Source organism: Micromonospora sp. ATCC 39149 (assembly GCF_000158815.1).
In the GTDB taxonomy this organism is placed as follows: Bacteria; Actinomycetota; Actinomycetes; order Mycobacteriales; family Micromonosporaceae; genus Micromonospora.
In genome coordinates, this window is record NZ_GG657738.1 from 6244787 (window position 1) to 6265497 (window position 20711).

Genomic DNA, 20711 nt, shown 5'->3' on the forward strand with positions numbered 1-20711 from the left:
CCGACGACGCTGCGCGAGTTGGCCGGTCTGGCGGCCGGGCTGGTCGGCGTCGCCGCGGCCGAGCTGAACCCCGGCGACGACCTCGGCGAGTACGGCTTCGACCAGGTCAACCTAGCCCAGCTCGGCGCCCGCGTCGATGCTCGGTACGACCTGCCCGTCGACCCGGAACGCTTCGCGGCCTGCCGTACCCTCGCCGACTTCGCGGCCGTGCTGCCCTCGGACCGCACCGGAGTGCAGGCGATCACGACCCCGGCCGTGCGACGCGCGCCGGTGGGCTACGACCTCGAATTCGCCCGGCTGGCCTACACGCTCCAGGTCGGCCGCGACCAGATGACCGAACGGCTGGCCATCGTCGCCACCAGCGTCGCCGACCTGCGGGAGCGGCTGGTCCGTCACCTCGCCGACGACCCCACCCTCGACGGCGTGTGGACCGGCGGCGGAGCACAACGCGGAGTCCTCTCCGACCTGCTGCTCGACGGCCGTGAGGGCGCCGAGTACCTGCGCGTGCTGCGCGAGGACGGCAACGTGGACAAGCTGGCCCGGCTCTGGACCGCCGGCGTCGACCTGGACTGGGAGGCGCTGCACGCCGGCCCCCGTCCGACCCGGCTGCCGCTGCCCACGTACCCGTTCGAACCTCGACGCTGCTGGGTCTCCGGCCGGCTGCGGCCCGACGGCCTGATCGACCGGCCCGCCGGACCGCCCGGGGCCGGCGCGGACCCGGCACCCGTCACGGAACCCGCGCCGGCGTTGCCGAGTGCGCCGGCGGCGGCGACCGCCGACGGGACCGCCGACCAGCGGGAACGGCTGTACGACCTGATCGCGGAGGTGCTCGGTTGGCGGCGGGAGGAGATCCGCCCGGACGCCAGTTTCGAGGAACTCGGCTTCACCTCGATCCTGGTGCACGAGCTGTCCGGGACGGCTTGACCGAGCGGTTCGGTCCGGTGCCGGTCACCGCACTGTTCGAGTACAAGACGGTCGACGCGCTGGCCCGGTACCTGACGGCCCTGCCCACCCCGGCACCGGTCGAGGTGCCCGCACCGGCCCCGGCTGTCGTCGCGGCCCGGCCGGCGCCGGCCGCCTCCGCTCCGGCAGTCCCGCAGGGCCCCACGGCGCCCAGCGAGCCCGCCGGGTTCGCCATCGTCGGCATGAGCGGGCGGTACCCGATGGCGCGCGACCTGCACACCTACTGGGAGAACCTGCGGGCCGGTCGGGACTGCGTGGGGGAGATCCCGCTGGACCGGCCGGGTTGGCGGCAGTACGCCGAGCTTGCCCGGGAACGCTACGGCGAGGAGTACCCGCGCTGGGGCGGCTTCCTCGACGACGTGGACGCCTTCGACCCGCTGTTCTTCGGTATCTCCCCGCTGGAGGCCCGGTTCCTGGACCCGCAGGAACGCTTGTTCATCCAGACCGCCTGGGAGTGCGTCGAGGACGCGGGACACACCCCGGCCACCATCACCGCGACCCCGGCCGGCGACGGGCGGGCCCGGGTCGGAGTCTTCGCCGGGGTGACCTACAACAACTACCAGATGTACGCTGCCTCCCAGTTGGAGCGCGGGCAGTGGCTACCGGTCAACTCGCAGACCTTCTCGGTGGCCAACCGGGTCTCGTACCTGCTGAACCTCGGTGGGCCCAGCCTCACCGTCGACACCGCCTGCTCCTCATCGCTGTACGCCGTGCACCTGGCCTGCGAGGCGATCCGCCGGGGTGAGTGCGAGGCGGCCATCGCCGGGGGCGTGAACCTCTCCCTGCACCCCAGCAAGTACGTCACCTTGGCCGAGGCCAACTTCACCTCCCGCGACGGCCGGTGCCGCTCGTTCGGCGAGGGCGGCGACGGGTACGTGCCGGCCGAGGCGGTCGGCGCCGTGCTGATCAAGTCGCTGGCCCGCGCGCTGGCCGACGGCGACCACGTCTACGCGGTCATCCGTGGATCGGCGGTCAACCACGACGGTCGTACCTTCGGCTACAGCGTGCCGAATCCCGTGGCCCAGGCCGAGCTGGTCCGGGCGGCGCTGGACAACGCCGGTGTGGAGCCCGGGACCGTCGGATACGTCGAGGCGCACGGCACCGGCACCAGCCTGGGGGACCCGATCGAGGTGCGGGGGCTCGCCGAGGCGTTCGGCGAGCGGCCCCCCGGTGTCGGGCCCTGCGCGCTCGGCTCGGTCAAGTCCGGCATCGGTCACGCCGAGGCCGCCGCCGGCATCGCCCAGCTGCACAAGGTGGCGTTGCAGTTGGCGCACCGCACGCTGGTGCCCTCGCTGACCCACTCCGCCGGGCTCAACCCGCACATCGACTTCGACCGGGCCGGGTTCCAGGTGCAGCGTGAGCTGGCGCCCTGGCCCACTCCCCCCGGTGGCGCACCGCGCCGGGCGGGGATCAGCTCGTTCGGCGCGGGCGGGGTCAACGTCCACCTCGTGCTGGAGGAGGCACCGCCGCGGACCGCCCCGGTGTCCACCGCCGGGTCCGGGCCGGCGCAGCCCGCCGTCCTGGTGCTCTCCGCGCGCACCGAGCCGGCCCTGCGCGAGTACGCCGCCGCGCTCGCCGCCCATCTGTGCACGCTCGGCGACGGCGCGGACCTGACCACGATCGCGTGGACGTTGCAGGCCGGTCGGCAGCCGATGGCGCACCGGCTGGCGTTGGTGGCCACCGATCCGGTCACTGCCGCCGACCGGCTACACCGGTACGCGACCGGCGGGACCGGCCACGGCCTCTGCATCGGTGTCGTCGCCACCGGTACCGCCGCCGTCGGGACCACTGCCGCCGGCACCTCCGTCGGGGCCGGCGACGCGCTGGCAGGCACCGGCGAACCGGTCGAGCTGATTGGCGCCGACAGCTGGGAGCGGATCGCCCGAGACTGGGTGGCCGGCCGTGTCCAGTCCTGGCGCGCGTTGTACCCGGATGGGCAGCCGCCTACACGGGTGTCGCTGCCGACCTACCCGTTCGTCCGCGAGCGGTACTGGATCGTGGACCCCTTCGCCGAGCCACCCGTCGACCAGGCGACCGGCACGCTCACGCCGTCCCGTGGCGGCGACGCGCCGACGCCCACCGCGACGGGCACCCCGCCGACCAGCACGACGGACACCCCGTCGCCCACCGCGACGGTCAGTGTGCGACCAGGCGACGAGATCGTCGCGTCGGCCGGCGGGGGAAGCGCGTCGGTGACAGCCGTACCCGAATCGGGTGGGATCCGTGCGGAGCTGGCCGGCGCGGCACCCAGTGAGCGATTCGCGCTGCTCGCGGCGTACCTGCGACGGAAGGTGGCGGCGCTACTTGAGCTGCCGGCGGACACCCCGCTGGATCTGCGCTCGGGCTTCTTCGAACTCGGGATGGACTCGGTGTTGGCCACCCGGCTCGGCACCCGGCTCGAACGCGACCTGGACGTGGAGGTCTACGCCAACCTGGTCTTCGACCACCCCAACGTCGCCGAGCTCTCCGCGCACCTACTCACCCTGCTGCCCGAGCAGAAGGCCCCGGAGCCAACCGTCGACGATGGCCTGACCCGGGTGACGTTCACCGCCCGCTGGGAGCCGGCCGACCCGCCCGCCGGCAACCCCGCACCGGCCGACGCCGGTCCGCTGCTGGTCTTCGACACCGACGACGCCGTGCACCGGATCCTCACCGCCGAGCGTGCTCCGGGTTCCGTGCCGCCGGTCCTGGTGCTGCCGGGTGACCGGTACGCCCGGCTGGGTTCGGCCGCGTTCCAGCTGCGACCGGACGAGCCGGACGACCACGCGACGCTTCTGGCCGACCTCGGCGCCGCCCCGTCCCGGATTCTCTACCTCTGGCCGCGCACCGACGCGGACGGACCGGACCGTGCCCTGGCCACCGGCCTGCACCCGGCCTTCCACCTCACCCGGGCGCTGCTGACGGCCCGGCCGGCCAGCCCGGTGACCCTGCTCTACCTGCACCGGTTCGGTGCCGACGGCCCCGACCCGGTGCACGAGGCGTTCGCCGGGTTCGGCCGGTCGGTGCTGCACGAGAACCCACGGCTGTTCCTGCGGACCGTCGGGGTGCAGGAACCCGACGGCGGGCCGGGGGCGCGCCGGGCGTACCTGGTCGACGTCTGTCGCGCCGAGCTGCCCGTCGACTCCTACGAGGACCTGGAGATCCGTTACCGCTGGGGCCGGCGGTGGACCCGCCGGCTGCGGGAACTGGACCCGGCCGGCGGACCGTCCGGGCCGGACCCACTCGCCGGTGACGGAGCCTGCCTGATCACCGGTGGTGCCGGCGGACTGGGGTTGATCTTCGCGCGGCACCTCGCCCGGCGCGGCCCGGCGCGGCTGGTTCTGACCGGCCGCACCGCACCGCAGGACACCCACCGGGCGGCGCTGGCCGAGTTGTCCGCGCTCGGCGCCGAGGCGATCTACCTGCCCGCCGACGTGACCGACCGCGACTCGGTGGCGCGGGTGGTGGCCGAGGCACGTGAGCGGTTCGACCGGATCAGCGGGGTGATCCACTCGGCCGGTATGTTGCGCGACGGGATGCTGGTGTCCCGCACCCTTGCGCAGGCGGAGCAGGTGATCGCGCCCAAGCTGCGCGGCGCGTTGCATCTCGACGCGGCCATCGGTGACGACGACCTCGACTACTTCGTGCTGTTCTCCTCGCTGGCGGCGGTCGGCGGCAACGCCGGGCAAACCGACTACGCCTTCGCCAACCGGTTCCTCGCCGCGTTCGCCGCGCAGCGCGAGGAACGACGGGCCGTCGGCGAGCGGCACGGGCTCACCCGGGCCCTGGTGTGGCCGTTCTGGCGGGAGGGCGGTATGCGGGTCGACGCCGAGACCGAGGAACTGGTGCTGCGCAAGCTCGGTATCGGGCAGCTCGACACCGGGGTGGGACTCGCCACGTTCGACACCGCGCTGGCCACCGCAGAACCGGAGGCCGGCGTGGTCCAGGCCGACCCGATCCGGTTGCAGCGACTGCTGCCGATCCTGCCGCCGGTGGCGGACCCGCCGTCCGCCGCCGAGCAGGCGCTGCGCGAGTTGCTCGCGGAGCTGGACGGGTGAGGGCGGTTGACACCCCAACTTGCGGGACCCAGCAAGACGGAGGAACCGCGACCGACACGGTGGAACAAGGGGACTGTCGATGAGTAACGAGGCGTTGATCCAACGGTCGCTGGCGACGATTCGAAGCCTGCGGGGCCAACTGGCCGAGAGCGAGGCCCGGCGTACCGAGCCGATCGCGGTGGTCGGCATGGCGTGCCGGTTCCCCGGTGGCGCCGACACTCCGGAGCGATACTGGGAGCTGCTGCGCTCCGGGCGGGATGCCATCGTGGACGTGCCCCCGGACCGCTGGTCGGCCGCCGAGCACTACGACCCGGACCCGGACGCGCCGGGCAAGGCGTACACCATGCGGGCCGGCTTCCTCCGCGAGGACCTGCACGCCTTCGACACCGGGTTCTTCACCATCTCCGAGGCGGAAGTGCGGGAGATGGACCCGCAGCACCGGCTGCTCCTGGAGACCGGATGGGAGGCGCTGGAAGCGGCAGGACTGCCGCCCAACCGCGTGCCGGATCGCCGGGTCGGCGTCTTCGTCGGCATCTCCGGTTCCGAGCACGCCATGCTGCCCCGCACGGCCGAGCGGATCGGACCGTACACGGCGACCGGGTCGACGGTGAGCGTCGCGGTGGGACGCATCGCGCACACCCTGGGCCTGCGCGGCCCGGCCATGGCGGTGGACACCGCCTGCTCGTCGTCGCTGGTCGCGGTGCACCTGGCGATGGAGAGCCTGCGCCGCGGTGAGGTCGACGCGGCGCTGGCCGGGGGAGTGAACCTGCTGTTGTCGGCCGGTACGTTCCTGGTGCTGTCCAAGATGCGCGCGCTGGCCCCGGACGGGCGCTGCAAGGTCTTCGACGCCGCCGCCGACGGGTACGTGCGCGCCGAGGGCTGCGGCATGGTGACGCTGCGCCGGCTCTCCGACGCGCTGGCCGACCGGTCGCCCATCCTCGCCGTGCTGCGCGGTGGCGCCGTCAACCACGACGGCCACAGCAGCGGGATGACCGTCCCCAACGGACCCGCCCAGCGGGCGCTGATCACCCGGGCCCTGACCGATGCCGGGCTGAGTGCCGACCGGGTCGGCTACCTGGAGGCGCACGGCACGGGTACGCCGCTGGGCGACCCGATCGAGATGGAGGCGTCGGCCGCCGTGTACGGCGCGGGCCGGGCGTCGGACAACCCGCTGCGGGTTGGCGCGGTCAAGTCGGTGATTGGGCACCTGGAGGCCGCCGCGGGCATCGCCGGTCTGATCAAAGCGGTGCTTGTGTTGCGCGCCGGGCAGGTGCCGCCGAACGCGCACCTGACCACTCTCAACCCCCGCATCCAGGCTGGCCGCTGGGCGGTGCGCTTCCCCACCAGCCCCGAGCCCTGGGCGGCCGGCCAGGACGGTCGGGTCGCCGCGGTCAGCTCCTTCGGCTTCAGTGGCACGAACGCGCACGTGGTGCTCGCCGAGGCCCCACCGCCCGGTGCCGTCGCGCCGGACGCGGACGGCGTCGACGCGCCAGCGCGGGCGGCGTACCCAGGTGCCGCTGTCCGCACGCGACGGTGCCGCGCTGACCGCGCTCGCCGAGCGGCTGCTGACCCATCTGCGCGCGCACCCGGACCTGCCGCTGGCCGCGGTGGCGCACACCCTCGGCGCCGGCCGCGTCCATCACCCGTACCGGCTGGGGCTGGTGGCCACCGACACCGCCGACCTCGTGGCGCGACTGGACCGGGTCGGACAGGAGCCGCCGTCGGTGGTCCCGGCCGGGGCCGGGCACGTCGCGCTGGTCGTCGGCGACGAGCCGGACGACCCGGCGGCGCTGGTCGATGCGCTGCGCGCCGAACCGGTCTTCGTCGAAACCTGGGCGTCAGCCGAGCAGTGGTGGCGGGCCCGCACCGGCCACGGGTTCGACGGCGCGGCCGCCGACCCGGCGACCCGGGCGGCGCGGTCGTTCGCCGCCCGGGTCGGCCTGGCCCGGCAGTGGGAAGCCTGGGGGATCGAACCGGCGGCCGTGGTCGCCACCGGGGAGGGCGACCTGGTGGCGGCGGTGGTGGCCGGGGTGCTGGACCCGGAGACGGCCCTGGCCAACCTGCGTCACCGGCACGGCGGACCGGCACCGGACGGTGCCACCACGCCCCGCGCTCCCCGGCTGCGGCTGGTCTGCGGCGGTACGGCCGAGCACACCGACCCGGCGCGTTGGTCGGCTCCGCCCGCACCGGTGGACCTGCCGGCTGTCCTGGCCGACCTGGCCACCCGGGGGTACCGCGCCGTGGTGCAGATCGCCGGTGCGCCGGTCGCCGTGCCGGCGGGGATGGTGCTGGCACCCGCGCTGAACGGCGTCCCGGTCTGGGTGGCGCTCGCAGAGGGAGTGGCTGCGCTGTACCAGGGCGGGTGGGACGTGGACTGGGCCGGCTACGCCCGCTCCGGGCGGCCCGAACTGCTGACCCTGCCCACGTACCCGTTTCAGCGGCGCCCGTACCGGACAGTGGTGTCGGCGACGGTGTCACCGGTGGCGGCGTCACCGACGGTGCCGGCGGTCGGTGCGGCGGAGCCGGTCGCACCGGTGACGGTGCCGGGTCGGCTGCTCTCCTCGCCGCTGCCGCAGCGGCAGTACGAGGCCCGGCTCAACCACACCGTGCTGCCCGAGTTGGCGCACACCGGCGGTGTGCTGCACGTCGGCTACTACCAGCAGATGCTGGCCCAGGCCACGGCCGAGGTACTGCACGGGCGTGACCACGAGGTACACGGGATGCGCTTCGCCGAGGCGCTGCACGTGGCCCCGGACGCCGATCGGATTGTGCAGTTCGTGCTGGAACCGGCCGACGACGAGGGCTGGCACGACTTCCGGGTGCACAGTCGGCCCTACGACGGGCGGGTGTGGAGCAGCCACGTGCACGGCCGGATGCGGCCGCACCAGGTACCCATGCGGCCGAAGGTCACCGCGGCGGCCCGGGACGAGATCCGCGACCGGTGCTCCGGGCCGCTGACCGGCGAACGCTTCTACGCGGACCTGGTGGCGCGTGGTTTCGCCTCCGGTGCCAGCGTCGAACTCGTCGAGGAGGTCTGGGCCGGCGAGGGGGAGGTGCTGGCTCGGCTCCGGCCCGCGCCGTCCAACACCGCGGCCGCCGGGTCGATGGCCCTGCATCCGGGTGTGCTGGACGCCTGCGCACAGCTCATCGTGGCCGCCGGTGCCGACCGGTTGGCCCCGGACGACCTGTTCATCACCGTCGCGACTGCCGAGTTCGACCTGACCAACCGGCCGCCGCGCGGCGACGTGTGGTGCCACCTGACGCTGCTGGACGACCCGGACGAGGGGCACCTGAGCGTCGACTATCGGCTCTTCGACGCCGACGGCTACTTCCTCGCCCGCGCCGGCGGATTGCGGGTGCGGATCATCCCAGCCGACGCGCTGAAGGCAGGCCAGGCGACGCACGAGGAAGGGGCGACCGGGCCGGCGGGCGACGCCGAACGGCCGGCGCTCGCGGCGGAGCTGCTCGCGCTGCCCACCGACGCCCGGCAGGCGCGGATCCGCGACCACCTCTCCACGGTGCTCGGCGAGTTGCTGCGCCGCGACGCCGGGGACGTGCCGACCACCGTTTCCATCGCGGAGCTGGGCATCGACTCGCTGGCTGGCCTGGAACTGCGCCGCTCGGTCAAACGCGACACCGGCGTGGACCTGGCCATGGAGCTGATCATCCAGGGGCCGACCGTGGACGGGCTCGCAGAGACGCTGACCAACCTGCTGGAGCCCGGCGCGGACCCGGTCGCGGGCGTCGACGGTGACTGGTACACCCGCGATTACGAGCTGGACCGGGACCGCTGGCTGGCCCACCATCGGATCAGTGCCGCCCCCCGGGTACGGCTGTTCTGCGTCCCGTACGGGGTCAAGGGCGCATCGCTGTTCTCGTCGTGGACCGGCTTGTTCGACAACGACGTCGACGTGTGCCCGGTGCAGTTCCCCGGCAAGGAGAACCGCATCCACGAGCGGCCGATCAGCGACATCGACGAGGCGGTGAACGCCCTGGAGGTGGCGCTGGACGGTCTGCTGGACCGGCCGTTCGCGATCTACGGGCACAGCGTCGGCGCGCTGATCGCGTACCGGCTGGCCCACCGGCTGCACCAGCGGCACGGGGACCTGCTGCGGCATCTGTTCGTCGGGGCGTACACGTCCCCGTCGATCGTCCCGAACCCGGTCTACCGGCGGGTCATGGAGTCGTTCCAGGCGTTCGGGTTCGACTCCATCCCGGACATCGAGGAGCTGGCGACGGTGCCGAAGGAGCGCCAGCGGGACTACGAACGGTTCGTCGAGGACCAGTTCGGCATGGAGATCGACGACGAGATGCGCAACGCGATCAAGCCGGTCGGCTACTCCGACTTCCGGATGGTCCACACATACCGGCACGACCCGGCCGAGCCGCCGCTGCCGGCGCCCATCTCCGCCTTCCACGGCAAGGAGGACACCTTCGTCACCGAGGACGAGATGCGGGCCTGGAAGGGGCTGACCGCTAACGCGTTCGACCTGACCGTGCTCTCCGGCGACCACTTCTTCATTCACCCCGACCAGGACGAGCAGGCGCTGGTGCGGGAGATCGCCCGTCGGTTGGCGGCCGAGTGAGGTCAGGCGCATCCGGCCCCGTCACGGGGCCGGATGCGCCTCACCGGCTCGAAGGCGAAGACGGCCGAGCGCCGAACTCGGACGACGAGGTGTCGCCGGTAGGGACCGACTCCGTTTCTTTGGAGCCGGCCCCTACCGGACCATCGCCGTGACTGCGGTAGCGCGGTTCGTCACGCCAAGGTGAACCGCCACTGCTGGTTGGTGCCGCCGTGGCAAGTCCATTGCACCAGCCGGGCGCCGTCAGCGGTGGAGCCGCCGTTGACGTCCAGACAGAGCCCGCTCTGCACGTTGCGCACCGTGTAGATCCCGGAGGTGGTGGTTGCGGTCGCGGTGAACTTCTGCTGGTTGCTGTTGTTGCAGGTGGCCTGCTGGAGGAAGGCCCCCGTCGCGGTGGAGCCGCCGATCACCTCGGCGCACTTGCCGCTGTGCACCGCCTTCAGGTAGACCGCGCCGCTACCGGCGTCGACGGCCTGCCACTTCTGGTTGTTGCCACCGGTGGCTGCCCACTGGGTGAGCTGGGCGCCGTCGGCGGTGGAGACACCGCTGACGTCCATCAGCTTCCCGCTGTGCTGCGCGGTGAGCGTCCAGGTTCGTCCCGCCACGCCGCTACCGGTGCTGGGCACGCCGACGCCGGCGCCGCCGAAGGTGTGCGAGTCGAGATCGAACCAGTTGCTCGAACTGCCCTTGAACACCATGTAGAGCGTCTGTGTTCCGGCCAGGGCGGACACGTTCACCGGCGGGGTGGACTGGTAGTTGTCCCAGCCGCCGGTGCTGGGCACGGGTGTGGTGGCCAGCAGGGTGCCGGTCGGCGAGCCGGCACGCAGCTCGATCGAACCGCCACCGGACGGCGACGACAGCCGGTAGCTGACGGTCGTGATACCCGAAAGGCTCATCGGGGTGAACGAGATCCAGTCGTTGTTGGAGATGTCCCCGACGCGCTTGCCGCTCTGCGCGCCGGCCTGGTCGATGACCCGGATGCCGGACTGGCTGCTGTAGTACTCGGCCTGCTTGTGCTTCGGCTGGAGGATCGCCTGCGCGGTGCCGGTGAGCGGGGACGCGCCGCCCGCGCCACCGCTGTCGGTGTAGCGCGCGTTCAGCACGTAGAACAGGTTCGCGCCGTCGGGGTGCCCGCCGAGCAGGTCGGTGGAGATGGTGCCCGAACAGCCCGGATACTCGGTGGTCTCGTGCGCGTGGTCGTCGTGGCCCAGCGCCGGGTTGAGGAGCACCTTCGTGCAGTCGACCGTGCCGCCGTCCGGGTCGGTGACGCTGATCTGGTACGACACCTTGTCACCGAAGGTGAGCATGCCGCCGTTGGCCGGCGTGGTGATGGTGACCACCGGCGCGGTGTTGCCGACGGTGATCTGGACGTTGGCGAAGCCCGTCTTACCGGTGTTGTCGGTGACCTTGAGCTGCGCGGTGTAGTTGCCGTTGGTGGTGTAGACGTGCGATGGGTTGGCCGCCGTCGACGTGGTGCCGTCGCCGAACGTCCACTGGTAGCTGAGCGTGTTGCCCGGGTCCGGGTCGGCTGTGCCGGCGCTGCTGAACTGGACGTTCAGCGGGGCGAGGCCGCTGGTGGGCGTGCCGACGGCCTTGACGATCGGCGACCGGCCACCCTGGATGTAGTCGATCCGGTAGAGCCCGGAGTCGCTGTTGCCGCCACCGAAGTTGGTGCCCCACTCCAGCAGGTAGAGCGAGCCGTCCTTGCCGAACTCCATGTCCATCGGCTTGTTGAACCTGCCCCCCGGCAGGAACGGGTTGGTGCGGGTCACCGCGGTGGCGGAGTCGAAGTGCACCTCCTTGATGTAGTTGCGCGACCACTCGTAGAAGAAGTGCACACCGTCGTAGTAGGGCGGAAACTTCGTCGCCGACGGGTTCGCCGCGTCGTACCGGTAGACCGGCCCGCCCATCGGCGCGGAGCCGCCGGAGCCGAGCTCCGGGAAGGTCGGCGAGGTGCCGTAGCCGTACCAGATGTTGGGCGCGACGATCGGACGCAGGCTGGTCAGGCCGGTGTTGTTGGGCGAGTTGTTGACCGGTGCGTTGCAGTTGAACTTGGCACCGACGACGCCCGTGTCCGGGTTGAACGGCGCGTAGGGTTGGTTGTCGCCGTGGCAGAACGGCCACCCGTAGTTGCCGGGTGCCTTGATCACGTTCAGCTCGACCAGGCCCTCGGGGCCGCGGTTGGTGGTGGGCGGGTTGCGGTCCGGCCCGTAGTCGGCCAGGTAGACCCAGCCGTTGGCCGGGTCGATCGAGAATCGGAACGGGTTGCGGAAGCCCATCGCGTAGATTTCCGGCCGGGTCTGCGCCGTGCCCTCGGGGTAGAGGTTGCCCGTCGGGATGGTGTAGCCGCCGCCGGCCGAGGGCCGGATGCGCAGCAGCTTGCCGCGCAGGTCGTTGGTGTTGCCGGCGGTCCGGGCGGCGTCGAGGTTGGCCTTGCCCGGCCGCCAGTCCAGCGGGGCGTAGCCCTGCCAGTTGGGGTCGAGGTTCGGCGGCGTGTCGTCTCCGGTGCCGATGTAGAGGTTCCCGTCCGGGCCGAATTCGATGTAGCCACCGGTGTGGCCGGGCTCGGGGAAGGTGCGGTCACGGTAGGCCGGGATGTCGATGATCCGGGCCTCGCTGGAGAGGTTGAGCGTGTCGCCGGTGAGGGTGTAGCGGGAGACGCGGTTGACGTCGGTCGTGCTGCTCGCCGGCGAGTGGTACAGGTACACATATCCGTTGCTGGCGAAGTTCGGGTCCAACGCCATGCCGGTGAGGCCGTCTTCGCCTCCGGTGTAGACACTCAGCGTGGCGGCGGTGACGGTGCTGTTGGTGGTGGGCTTGAAGATCTTGACCTGTCCGCCGCGCTGGACGTAGATGACCCGGCCGTCCGGCAGCGCTGCCAGGGCCATCGGGTCGACCGTGTTGTCGTCCAGGGTGCGCTTCTCGAAGTTGCCCCAGACGGTGCCGCCGCAGTCGCCGGGGGCGTTGCCGGCGGCCCACTTCACGCCACCGAGGACGTGGTTGCGGAAGTTCGTCTCGCTGTAGGACTCGATCGCGTGGCCCATCGCGGTGGCCCACACCCGTCCGCCGCCGACGTTACGGCACCAGGAGATCGGATGGTCCGGGCCCATGGCCCGGGACCCCGGGTTGTACGTGCGCTCGTCGGCGGTCACCAGAACGTGTACGTTGCCGCGCGGGTTGGTGTCGAAGTTGTACCACTCCTCGCTGCGGTTCCAGCGGTCCGGCAGGCCAGCCGTCGACGGGTGTTGCTTGTCGGCGACGATGGCGGTGCCGGGCAGCACGCCGGGGGAGTGCTCGGGCATGTGGGCGCCGCCGTTGAGGGTCTGGTCCCACCAGGGGTACTCGGCCTCGATGCCCATGTCGGTGGCGTTGTGGATGCCGACGATGCCCTTGCCGCTGGCGAGGTAGCCCTCCACGGCCTGGCGTTGGGCGGCCGAGGTCCAGACCATGCCCGAGGTCTGGAACATGATGATCACGTCGAAGGTCGCGAGGTTGGCCGGCGTGAAGACGCTCGCGTCCTCGGTGTGCACCACCTCGAAGTTGTTCGCTGTCGCCTGCTGCTGGAACATGCTGACACCGGCGGGGATCGAGTCGTGCCGGTAGCCCACGGTCTTGGTGAACAGCAGGGCGCGGAAGGTCGGGGCCGCCGAGGCGGGTGGTGCGAGGCCGAGCGACAGTAACAGGGCGGCGATCATGGCAATCCATGTGGTGCGACGCATGCCGTCTCCTAGGTTTCGGCGGGCAACGGAATTACGACCACGGACCCGACGTCGCGCCAGGCGGTGCCTGGGACGCGTGAGGGCACGAGTGTGCTGCTCGGGTCGTCGTGCCGTCCGCCGCAACGGCCGTCGGCCCCCACAGAAATGTCACAGAGAGTAGTGCTGTTGCTGTTCTCGTCCCCGTGGGCCGCGAGGCCAGGATGAGTCAGTCATCGGCAAGTGTCAATGGATTGAAGGATGTTCGACGCCCTGCCGGGATCGCGGTGGCCGCGCCGAACCCCTCGGTGCGGCGCCAGTGCCGAGCGAGTGGCGGACCTGGCAGCCGCCTCAGGTTGAGGATTGTGAACCCGCATCCAAACATCTATCTTCATACGTGTGATGTTTCGTCGATGTCAAGGGAAAGTTCCCGGTGAAACGTAAACGCCCTTGGCTACCAGCGAAAGTTCGCTCTCCAGCACCGCTCGGACGAGCCGAACGCCATGCCCGGATCACGTCGATGACTACTGTCTGTGAGGGTTTCCGGAATGCCTGACCCACCGCCGGCGCCGCTGCTCACCCTTCGGGGCATCGGCAAGTCGTTCCTCGGGGTACGCGTCCTCGACGGTGTCGACCTCGATGTCGCGCCGGGCGAGGTCCACGCCGTCGTCGGTGAGAACGGAGCCGGGAAGTCCACCCTCATGAAGATCGTCTCGGGCGCGTACGTCCCGGACGAGGGCACCGTCGAGCTCGCCGGTGAACCGCGCGCCTTCCGTGGACCAGGCGACGCGCAGCGGGCCGGGATCGGCATCATCCACCAGGAGTTCAACCTGCTGCCGGAGCGCACCGTCGCGGAGAACGTCTACCTGGGACACGAGCCGGTCCGCCGCGGATTGGTCGACCGTCGGGCGATGCTCGACCGCACCGGCCGACTGCTCGCCTCGATCGGGGAGACCGCCCTGCCGGCCGACGCCCGGGTGGGGCGGCTCGGCGTCGCGCAGCAGCAGGTCGTCGAGATCGCCAAGGCACTCGCCCTGGACGCACGGCTGCTCATCATGGACGAACCCACCGCTGCACTGGCCGACCACGAGGTCGAGCTGCTCTACGGGCTGGTGCGCCGACTACAGGAACGGGGCATCGGCCTGTTGTACGTCTCGCACCGGCTCACCGAGGTATTCGACCTGTCCGGTCGGATCACGGTCCTCAAGGACGGCCGCCGAGTCACCACCGTGGACACCGCCGACACCACGGCCGACGAGCTGGTGCGGCACATGGTCGGTCGGGAGCTGTCCAGCTACTACCCGGATCGGGCCGGCCCCGGCGACGTCGGCCCGGTGCGGCTCACCGTCCGCGACGCGGGAAACCAGAAGCTGCGCGGCATCGACCTTCAGTTGCGGGCCGGCGAGGTGCTCGGCGTCGGTGGCCTTCAGGGCTCCGGGCGGTCCGCGCTGGCCCGTGCGCTCTTCGGCGTGTCCCCGTTCACGACCGGCGACGTTACGCTCGACGGCAGACCGGTCCGGCTGCGCTCACCCCGTACCGCGATGCGGGCCGGCATCGCCTACGTCACCGAGGACCGCAAGGGCGAGGGAATCGTGCCCCGGCAGTCGGTGCTCGACAACGCGCTGCTCGCCAGCCGGGCCATCTTCGCGGCCCGGTCCGGTCGCGCCGCCCGCACCGAACGGGTGCGTGAACTGCTCGCCGCCGTCGAGGTCCGCGCCGCCGGCGACGACCAGGAGATCCGCTTCCTGTCGGGCGGCAACCAGCAGAAGGTCGTCCTGGCCCGATGGCTCGCGCTCGACCCGCGGGTCCTGCTCTTCGACGAACCGACCCGAGGCATCGACGTGGGCGCGAAGTCAGCCATCCACGATCTCGTCCGCCGCCTTGCCCGCGACGGCGCGGCCGTGTTGATGATCTCGTCCGACCTGCCCGAGCTGTTGGGGATGAGCGACCGGATCGTCGTCATGCGCGACGGCCGCCTCGCCGGCGAGCTGCCCGCCGGCGCGACCGAGGAGGACGTCGTCGCCCTGGCCGTCGGCAACGTACCGGAGACAGCCCGGTGAGCGTGAGGAGTGAGCTGGGTTTGCGAGCCCCGCAGTCGCGAACGGAGACGACCCGGTGAGTGCCCGGTCGCTCCTGCCGGCCCGACGCCCCGTACCGGGCGTGTTCGTGGCCCTGGCCCTCACCCTCGCGATCGGCTGGCTGGTCGTCCTGGTCGACGGCGGTCAGCTGTTCAACCAGTCCACCACAGTGAGCCTGCTGCACGTCGCCGCCGGCCTCGGGTTCGTCGCCGTCGGCCAGACCCTGGTCATCCTCGGTGGCTCGCTCGACCTCTCCGTGGCGTACGTGATCAGCCTCAGCACCCTCGTCGCGGCCGAGACGATGAACGGCAACGACGGCGCGGTGGTGCCCGCGATCGGCCTGGCGCTCGCGGTCAGCGCCGGCATCGGGCTGCTCAACGGGCTGCTCGTCACCAAGCTCCGGGTCAACGCGTTCATCGCGACCCTCGGCGTCGGGCTGCTGCTCAAGGGGTACCTCGACAGCGGTTACGACGGCCCGGCCGGCACCACCTCACCCACCCTCGTGCAGACCCTCGGCTACCAACGCGTCGGTCCGGTACCACTGTCGTTCCTCCTGCTGGTCGCCGTGACCGGGATGGCCTGGTTCGCGCTCTCCCGGACCCGCTTCGGCCACCACCTGGTCGCCGTCGGCGGGGACGCGGAGGTCGCTCGGCTCTCCGGCGTCCGTAACGACCGGGTCCTCGTCACCGCCCATGTGCTGTGCTCGCTGTGTGCCGGGCTCGCCGGGATCTACCTCGCCAGCCGGCTCGGCTCGGGCGCGCCCCGGGTGGGCACCGAGGGTCTCTACGACCTGGAGTCGATCGCCGCCGTGGTGATCGGCGGAACTGCCCTCGCCGGTGGGCGCGGCGGCGTCGTCGGCACCGTCGGTGGGGTGCTGCTGCTCGCCAGCATCGACGCGGTCTTTAACCAGCTCGACGTCGACGCCTTCTTCAAGCAGGTGATCAGGGGCGCCATCATCATCGCCGCGGTCGCTGTCTACGCCCGCCGGGCCCTGCGAAAGGCGGCGTCCTAGCCATGCAGATCGTCCAGCGTCGTCGGCTGCCACTGCGCCTCATCCGGGTCCGCCCCGGCGGGGTGCTGCCGATCCTGACCATTCTCGCGGTGCTGCTGGTGCTCGTCGGCATCCGGCAGCCCGACTTCCTCGACCCGCCGTCGTTGATGTCCTTCCTCGGCCGTTCCGCGCCGATCATCCTGCTCGCCGCCGGCCAGTACTTCGTGATCGTTTGCGGTGAGTTCGATCTCTCCGTCGGCTCGCTGGTCACCGCGCAGGTGGTCGTCGCCGCCCGGCTGATCGACAGTGACCCGGCACGCACCTGGCCGGTGGTGCTGCTCCTGCTCGCCTTCGGGGCGGCGGTCGGGCTGGTCAACGGCCTGATCACGACGCGACTGCGGGTGCCGTCGTTCATCACCACCCTCGGCATGTTCCTGATCCTCGTCGGGGCGGTGTACCTGTGGTCCGACGGCTCTCCGAAGGGCGGGCTCTCCGAGGAGTTCCGGCGCTTCGGCCGGCGGGCCGTCGAGGACGTGCCGCTGCTCGGCCGTGTGCCGTACGCCCTGCTGGTCCTGCTGGCCGTCGCGGCCCTTGCCGTGCTGCTGACGCGGTCCGACTTCGGCCGGACGCTGGTTGCCGTCGGCGACAATCCGCGTACGGCGGAACTGAGCGGGGTACGCGTCTGGCGTACCCGGACCATCGCCTTCATCCTCAGCGGGCTCGCGGCGGCCGTGGCGGCGATCCTCCTGGGCGGCTACAGCGGGGTGTCGTTCCAGGCCGGTGCGGGCCTGGAGTTCGGTGCGATCACCGCAGTCGTCCTCGGCGGCGTCGCGCTGGGCGGGGGGCGCGGCTCGGTCGTCGGCGCCATGCTCGGCGCGCTGACCCTCGAACTGCTGTTCGCCCTCATGAATTTCTACGGCGTCTCCGGCGCCCTCAGGTCGACCGTCCAGGGCGCGATCATCCTGCTCGCCGTGGCGGTCTCGGCAACGCGTTCCTCGGCGAGATAACGAGACAAGGGGAAACCATAGTGCGACGTTCCATGGCGGCGCTGGCCGCCGTTACCCTGCTGGCCCTCACCGCCTGCGCCACCGACGAGCCCGCCGCGGGCCCCTCCGGCAGCGCCTCCGCCGCCGGATCGGGCACGGGGGAGCAGTCGAAATTCTTCGTGCAGGCCGACTACGACGCCGAGCTCGCGCTGCTCGACGCGGCCCCGACCGGCCCGGCGGACAAGCCGTGGGAACAGGTGCTGAACCCGACGATGGTCGACACCGCCAAGTTCAAGAAGAGCGGTCCGCACAAGATCTGCTTCTCGAACGCGGCGCTGAACAACCCGTGGCGGCAGGTCGGGTTCAAGACCATGCAGGCCGAGGTCGAGGCACAGCGCAGCCGCATCTCGGAGTTCGTGCACGTCGACGCCGAAGGTAAGGACCAGAAGCAGATCGCGGACATCAACGACCTGCTCGGCAAGGGCTGCGACGCCCTCATCGTCTCGCCGAACACCACCGCCACGCTCACCCCGGCCGTCGAGGCGGCCTGCAAGGCAGGGCTGCCGGTGGTCGTCTTCGACCGTGGCGTCAACACGAAGTGCCCGGTGACGTTCATCAACCCCATCGGCGGTTACGGCTTCGGCCACGTCGGAGCCGAGTTCGTCAGCCAGCGGATGAAGCCCGGCGGGAAGGTCCTCGCCCTGCGGATCCTGCCCGGCGTCGACGTCCTGGAGACCCGCTGGTCGGCGGCGAAGGTCGCGTTCGACAAGGCGAAGGTGGACGTCGTGGGTGTCGAGTTCACCGACGGCGACCCGGCCAAGACCAAGAAGATCGTCGACGACTACATCCAGCGGTACGGCACCATCGACGGCCTCTGGATGGACGCCGGAGCGGTCGCTGTCGCGGCGGTCGAGGCGTTCCAGGACGCGGGCAAGCCCGTGCCACCGATGAACGGCGAGGACCAGCTCGACTTCCTGAAGATCTGGAAGGACAAGAACCTCACCGCGATCGCGCCGACCTACCCGACCTACCAGTGGCGTACGCCGATCATCGCCGCGCTGCGGATTCTCGACGGCCAGCAGGTGTCCAACCCCTGGAAGCTGCCACAGCCGACCATCACCCAGGACAACCTGGACCAGTACCTCGATGCGAACATGCCGCCGCTGCACTACGCGATGTGCGGCTGTACCGACCTGCCCGGTTATCCCCAGCGCTGGAAGTAGGTTGCGGTGTACGCCGTCGGTGTCAACCCCTGGGTGTGGGCCTCGCCCGTCAACGACCAGGCCCTCGCCGAGCTGATCCCGCGGATCGCCTCGTACGGCTTCGACGCGGTCGAACTGCCGATCGAGCAGCCTGGCGACTGGGATCCGGTCCGCACCCGGGACCTGCTGGCAGCACACGGCCTCGTCGCGGCCGGCGTCTGCGCGGTCACCCCTCCGGGGCGGGACCTGGTGAACGCCGCTGCGGCCGTCGTGGAGTCGACCGTCGGGTACCTCCTGGGGTGCGTGGCGACCGCGGCGGCCGTAGGCGCGCCGTGCGTCGGCGGCCCCGTGTATGCCGCGGTCGGCCGCACCTGGCGGATGTCGCCGGCGGCTCGGGCGGCCTGTTACTCGGATTTCCGCCGGGCCCTGGCACCGGTGGCAGAGCAGGCCGGTGAGTGGGGCGTGAGCATCGGCGTCGAGGCGCTGAACCGCTATGAGACGAGCGTCGTCAACACCATCGAGCAGACGGTCGAGCTGATCGACGGGCTGCCGCCGAACGTCGGCATCATGATCGACACCTATCACATGAACATCGAGGAGGCCGATCCGTACGCGGCACTCGCCGTCGCTGGCCGGCACATCAAGCACGTTCAGGTCAGCGGCACCAACCGGGGCGCACCCGGTACGGACCACTTCGACTGGCCGCGTTTCTTCGCCGTCCTGCGGGACACCGGCTACCGGGGCGCGGTCTGCATCGAGTCGTTCACGGCAGAGAACGAGACCATCGCCACCGCTGCGGCGATCTGGCGTCCGCTCGCCCCCTCGCAGGACCGTCTCGCCACGGACGGCCTGCGCTATCTCCGGGAGGTCATCGCCTAACTTGATCCTCTAACCTGTGCCTTCCAGCAGACCCGCGCACCAGACCCGCGCACCAGAACGCCTCCACGCATCGTTCCCGTGGCCTCGGCGCTGGTCTGGGGCGTCGGACTGCCGGCAGCCACGTTACGAAGAGATCCACCCCAGCGGTCCCCGGCTGGGGACGGCCGAAAAGACTCCCGATATCCGTTGCGGTCGAGTGTTCTTGCGTCGTGGTGGACCGCTCGTGGGCGAGGTGGCTCAGTACGCTTCGACCTGTGATGGACATGATCTTGCGTAGGGCGAACACCGTGGATATTCCGGCGGTGCTGGACTTCTGGCGGACGGCAGCGGAGGATGCGCACCGTCCGGCAGACAGTGCGCAGGCCGTCGCGGCTCTCATTGCCCGAGATCCTGAGGCGCTGATCCTCGCTGTGGACGACGGGGTGTTGATGGGCACGGTCATCGCCGGGTGGGACGGATGGCGGTGTCACCTGTACCGGTTGGCGGTAGCCCCCGCTTACCGCGGGCAAGGTATCGCCCGCTCGCTGGTGGAAGCTGCGGAGGACCGGTTTCGGCGGCTCGGCGGCATCCGCGTCGACGCGATGGTTCTCGACGACAACAGCGCGGCTCATCCAGCGTGGCGGGCTTTGGGTTACCAGCCGCAGGCTCAGTGGTCACGGTGGGTCAAGCCGCTGCCGGTGCAGTGACGGGACAGTTGGAGCCGGGGAACGCCTTTTCGGGATCGTAGGACTGCCCTGTGGTCAGGCAGTGATGCAGGCATCCGAGAAGCCGGTTGAGCAGGTTGCGTAGCGCTGGGGATGCCGGTCGCCGTGGCCGCGGGAAGAAGCGCGACCAGAGCGCCGCGACCACGACGGCGCCAAGGATGAACGCGGACAGCAGTGCGGTCGAGTTGGCGTCCGGGGGAGTGGCGCTCTCGCCGGGCAGCGCGGGAATGACCAGGATGTGGCCCACGTAGACGGTCAGGGACATGGTGCCCACGGCGATGACCGGACCGGCGAGCCGGCGTAGCCACGGCAGCCTGGCCATCGCCGCGACCGCACATAGCAACACGGTGATCGTCACCCCAGGCTGCCGAGCACGTCGAAGGTCGAACCGCTGTGCGGCACGGCTGCCAGCAGCGACCAGGGGTCGGGCTCGAAGCCCCCTCGGTGGGCGGCGGCCCGGAGCCAGCGGCCGAGCCGGCCATTGCTTCGGCCATGGCCTCGTCTCTGGCGTCGAAGCTGCGGCCCAGGTTGCCGCGGCCGGGGTCGCCCTGTCCTGGGGTGGTCGTTTGCATTGCGATTGTATTGCCAACTAG

Annotated in this window: 11 protein-coding genes and 1 pseudogene; 10 read left to right on the forward strand and 2 right to left on the reverse strand. The window is 71.2% G+C overall.

All coding sequences use genetic code 11. The features are described 5' to 3' along the window. The 4 genes and pseudogenes from MCAG_RS29995 to MCAG_RS27070 all read left to right on the forward strand — a co-directional run. On the forward strand, positions 1 to 924 hold a 924-nt coding region (locus MCAG_RS29995; RefSeq protein ID WP_232290304.1), incomplete at its 5' end, for an acyl carrier protein. Then, positions 921 to 5000: a type I polyketide synthase gene (locus tag MCAG_RS27065; protein ID WP_050778093.1), complete on the forward strand. Its 4080-nt coding sequence runs from the start codon at positions 921 to 923 to the stop codon at positions 4998 to 5000. The genes MCAG_RS29995 and MCAG_RS27065, both read left to right, overlap by 4 nt. A 79-nt stretch (positions 5001 to 5079) precedes the next feature. Next, a pseudogene (locus tag MCAG_RS36440) lies at positions 5080 to 6450 on the forward strand (polyketide synthase); the annotation flags it as partial. A gap of 61 nt (positions 6451 to 6511) precedes the next feature. Beyond that, positions 6512 to 9586, forward strand: a complete 3075-nt coding sequence (locus MCAG_RS27070) for a thioesterase domain-containing protein (protein WP_050778095.1) — start codon at positions 6512 to 6514, stop codon at positions 9584 to 9586. A gap of 170 nt (positions 9587 to 9756) precedes the next feature. Here MCAG_RS27070 and MCAG_RS27075 read toward each other — a convergent pair whose 3' ends face one another. After that, a complete protein-coding gene (locus MCAG_RS27075; protein ID WP_007076134.1) occupies positions 9757 to 13302 on the reverse strand; it encodes a ThuA domain-containing protein in 3546 nt (1181 codons plus the stop codon). 524 nt (positions 13303 to 13826) lie between these two features. On the opposite strand from MCAG_RS27075, the gene MCAG_RS27080 reads away from it, so the two are divergent. The 6 genes from MCAG_RS27080 (at position 13827) to MCAG_RS27105 (ending at position 20100) form a co-directional block, all read left to right on the forward strand. After that, positions 13827 to 15338 (forward strand): sugar ABC transporter ATP-binding protein, encoded by a 1512-nt coding sequence (locus tag MCAG_RS27080; protein WP_007076135.1) that lies wholly within the window; start codon positions 13827 to 13829, stop codon positions 15336 to 15338. Positions 15339 to 15393: 55 nt separating this feature from the next. Continuing rightward, the gene (locus MCAG_RS27085; RefSeq protein WP_007076136.1) at positions 15394 to 16368 is read left to right on the forward strand and encodes an ABC transporter permease; all 975 of its coding nucleotides are present in this window, start codon (positions 15394 to 15396) and stop codon (positions 16366 to 16368) included. Between the two features lie 2 nt (positions 16369 to 16370). Continuing rightward, positions 16371 to 17354: an ABC transporter permease gene (locus MCAG_RS27090; RefSeq protein WP_007076137.1), complete on the forward strand. Its 984-nt coding sequence runs from the start codon at positions 16371 to 16373 to the stop codon at positions 17352 to 17354. Between the two features lie 20 nt (positions 17355 to 17374). Next, positions 17375 to 18556 (forward strand): substrate-binding domain-containing protein, encoded by a 1182-nt coding sequence (locus MCAG_RS27095; RefSeq protein WP_232290305.1) that lies wholly within the window; start codon positions 17375 to 17377, stop codon positions 18554 to 18556. Between the two features lie 6 nt (positions 18557 to 18562). Further along, positions 18563 to 19414 carry a sugar phosphate isomerase/epimerase gene (locus MCAG_RS27100; protein ID WP_007076139.1) on the forward strand — a complete coding sequence of 284 codons (852 nt, stop codon included), beginning with the start codon at positions 18563 to 18565 and terminating at the stop codon, positions 19412 to 19414. A 257-nt stretch (positions 19415 to 19671) separates the two neighbouring features. Continuing rightward, positions 19672 to 20100, forward strand: coding sequence for a GNAT family N-acetyltransferase (locus tag MCAG_RS27105; protein WP_007076140.1), 429 nt, complete (start codon positions 19672 to 19674; stop codon positions 20098 to 20100). Here MCAG_RS27105 and MCAG_RS34045 read toward each other — a convergent pair. Continuing rightward, positions 20078 to 20476: a hypothetical protein gene (locus MCAG_RS34045; protein WP_007076141.1), complete on the reverse strand. Its 399-nt coding sequence runs from the start codon at positions 20474 to 20476 to the stop codon at positions 20078 to 20080. The two genes, MCAG_RS27105 and MCAG_RS34045, sit on opposite strands and share 23 nt — an antisense overlap. Between the last annotated feature and the right edge of the window lie 235 nt (positions 20477 to 20711).

Coding starts and splice junctions, on each gene's coding strand:
- MCAG_RS27080 (WP_007076135.1), top strand. CDS start 13,827: ATGCCTGACCCACCGCCGGCGCCGCTGCTCACCCTTCGGGGCATCGGC.
- MCAG_RS27075 (WP_007076134.1), bottom strand. CDS start 13,302: ATGCGTCGCACCACATGGATTGCCATGATCGCCGCCCTGTTACTGTCG.
- MCAG_RS27090 (WP_007076137.1), top strand. CDS start 16,371: ATGCAGATCGTCCAGCGTCGTCGGCTGCCACTGCGCCTCATCCGGGTC.
- MCAG_RS27105 (WP_007076140.1), top strand. CDS start 19,672: ATGGACATGATCTTGCGTAGGGCGAACACCGTGGATATTCCGGCGGTG.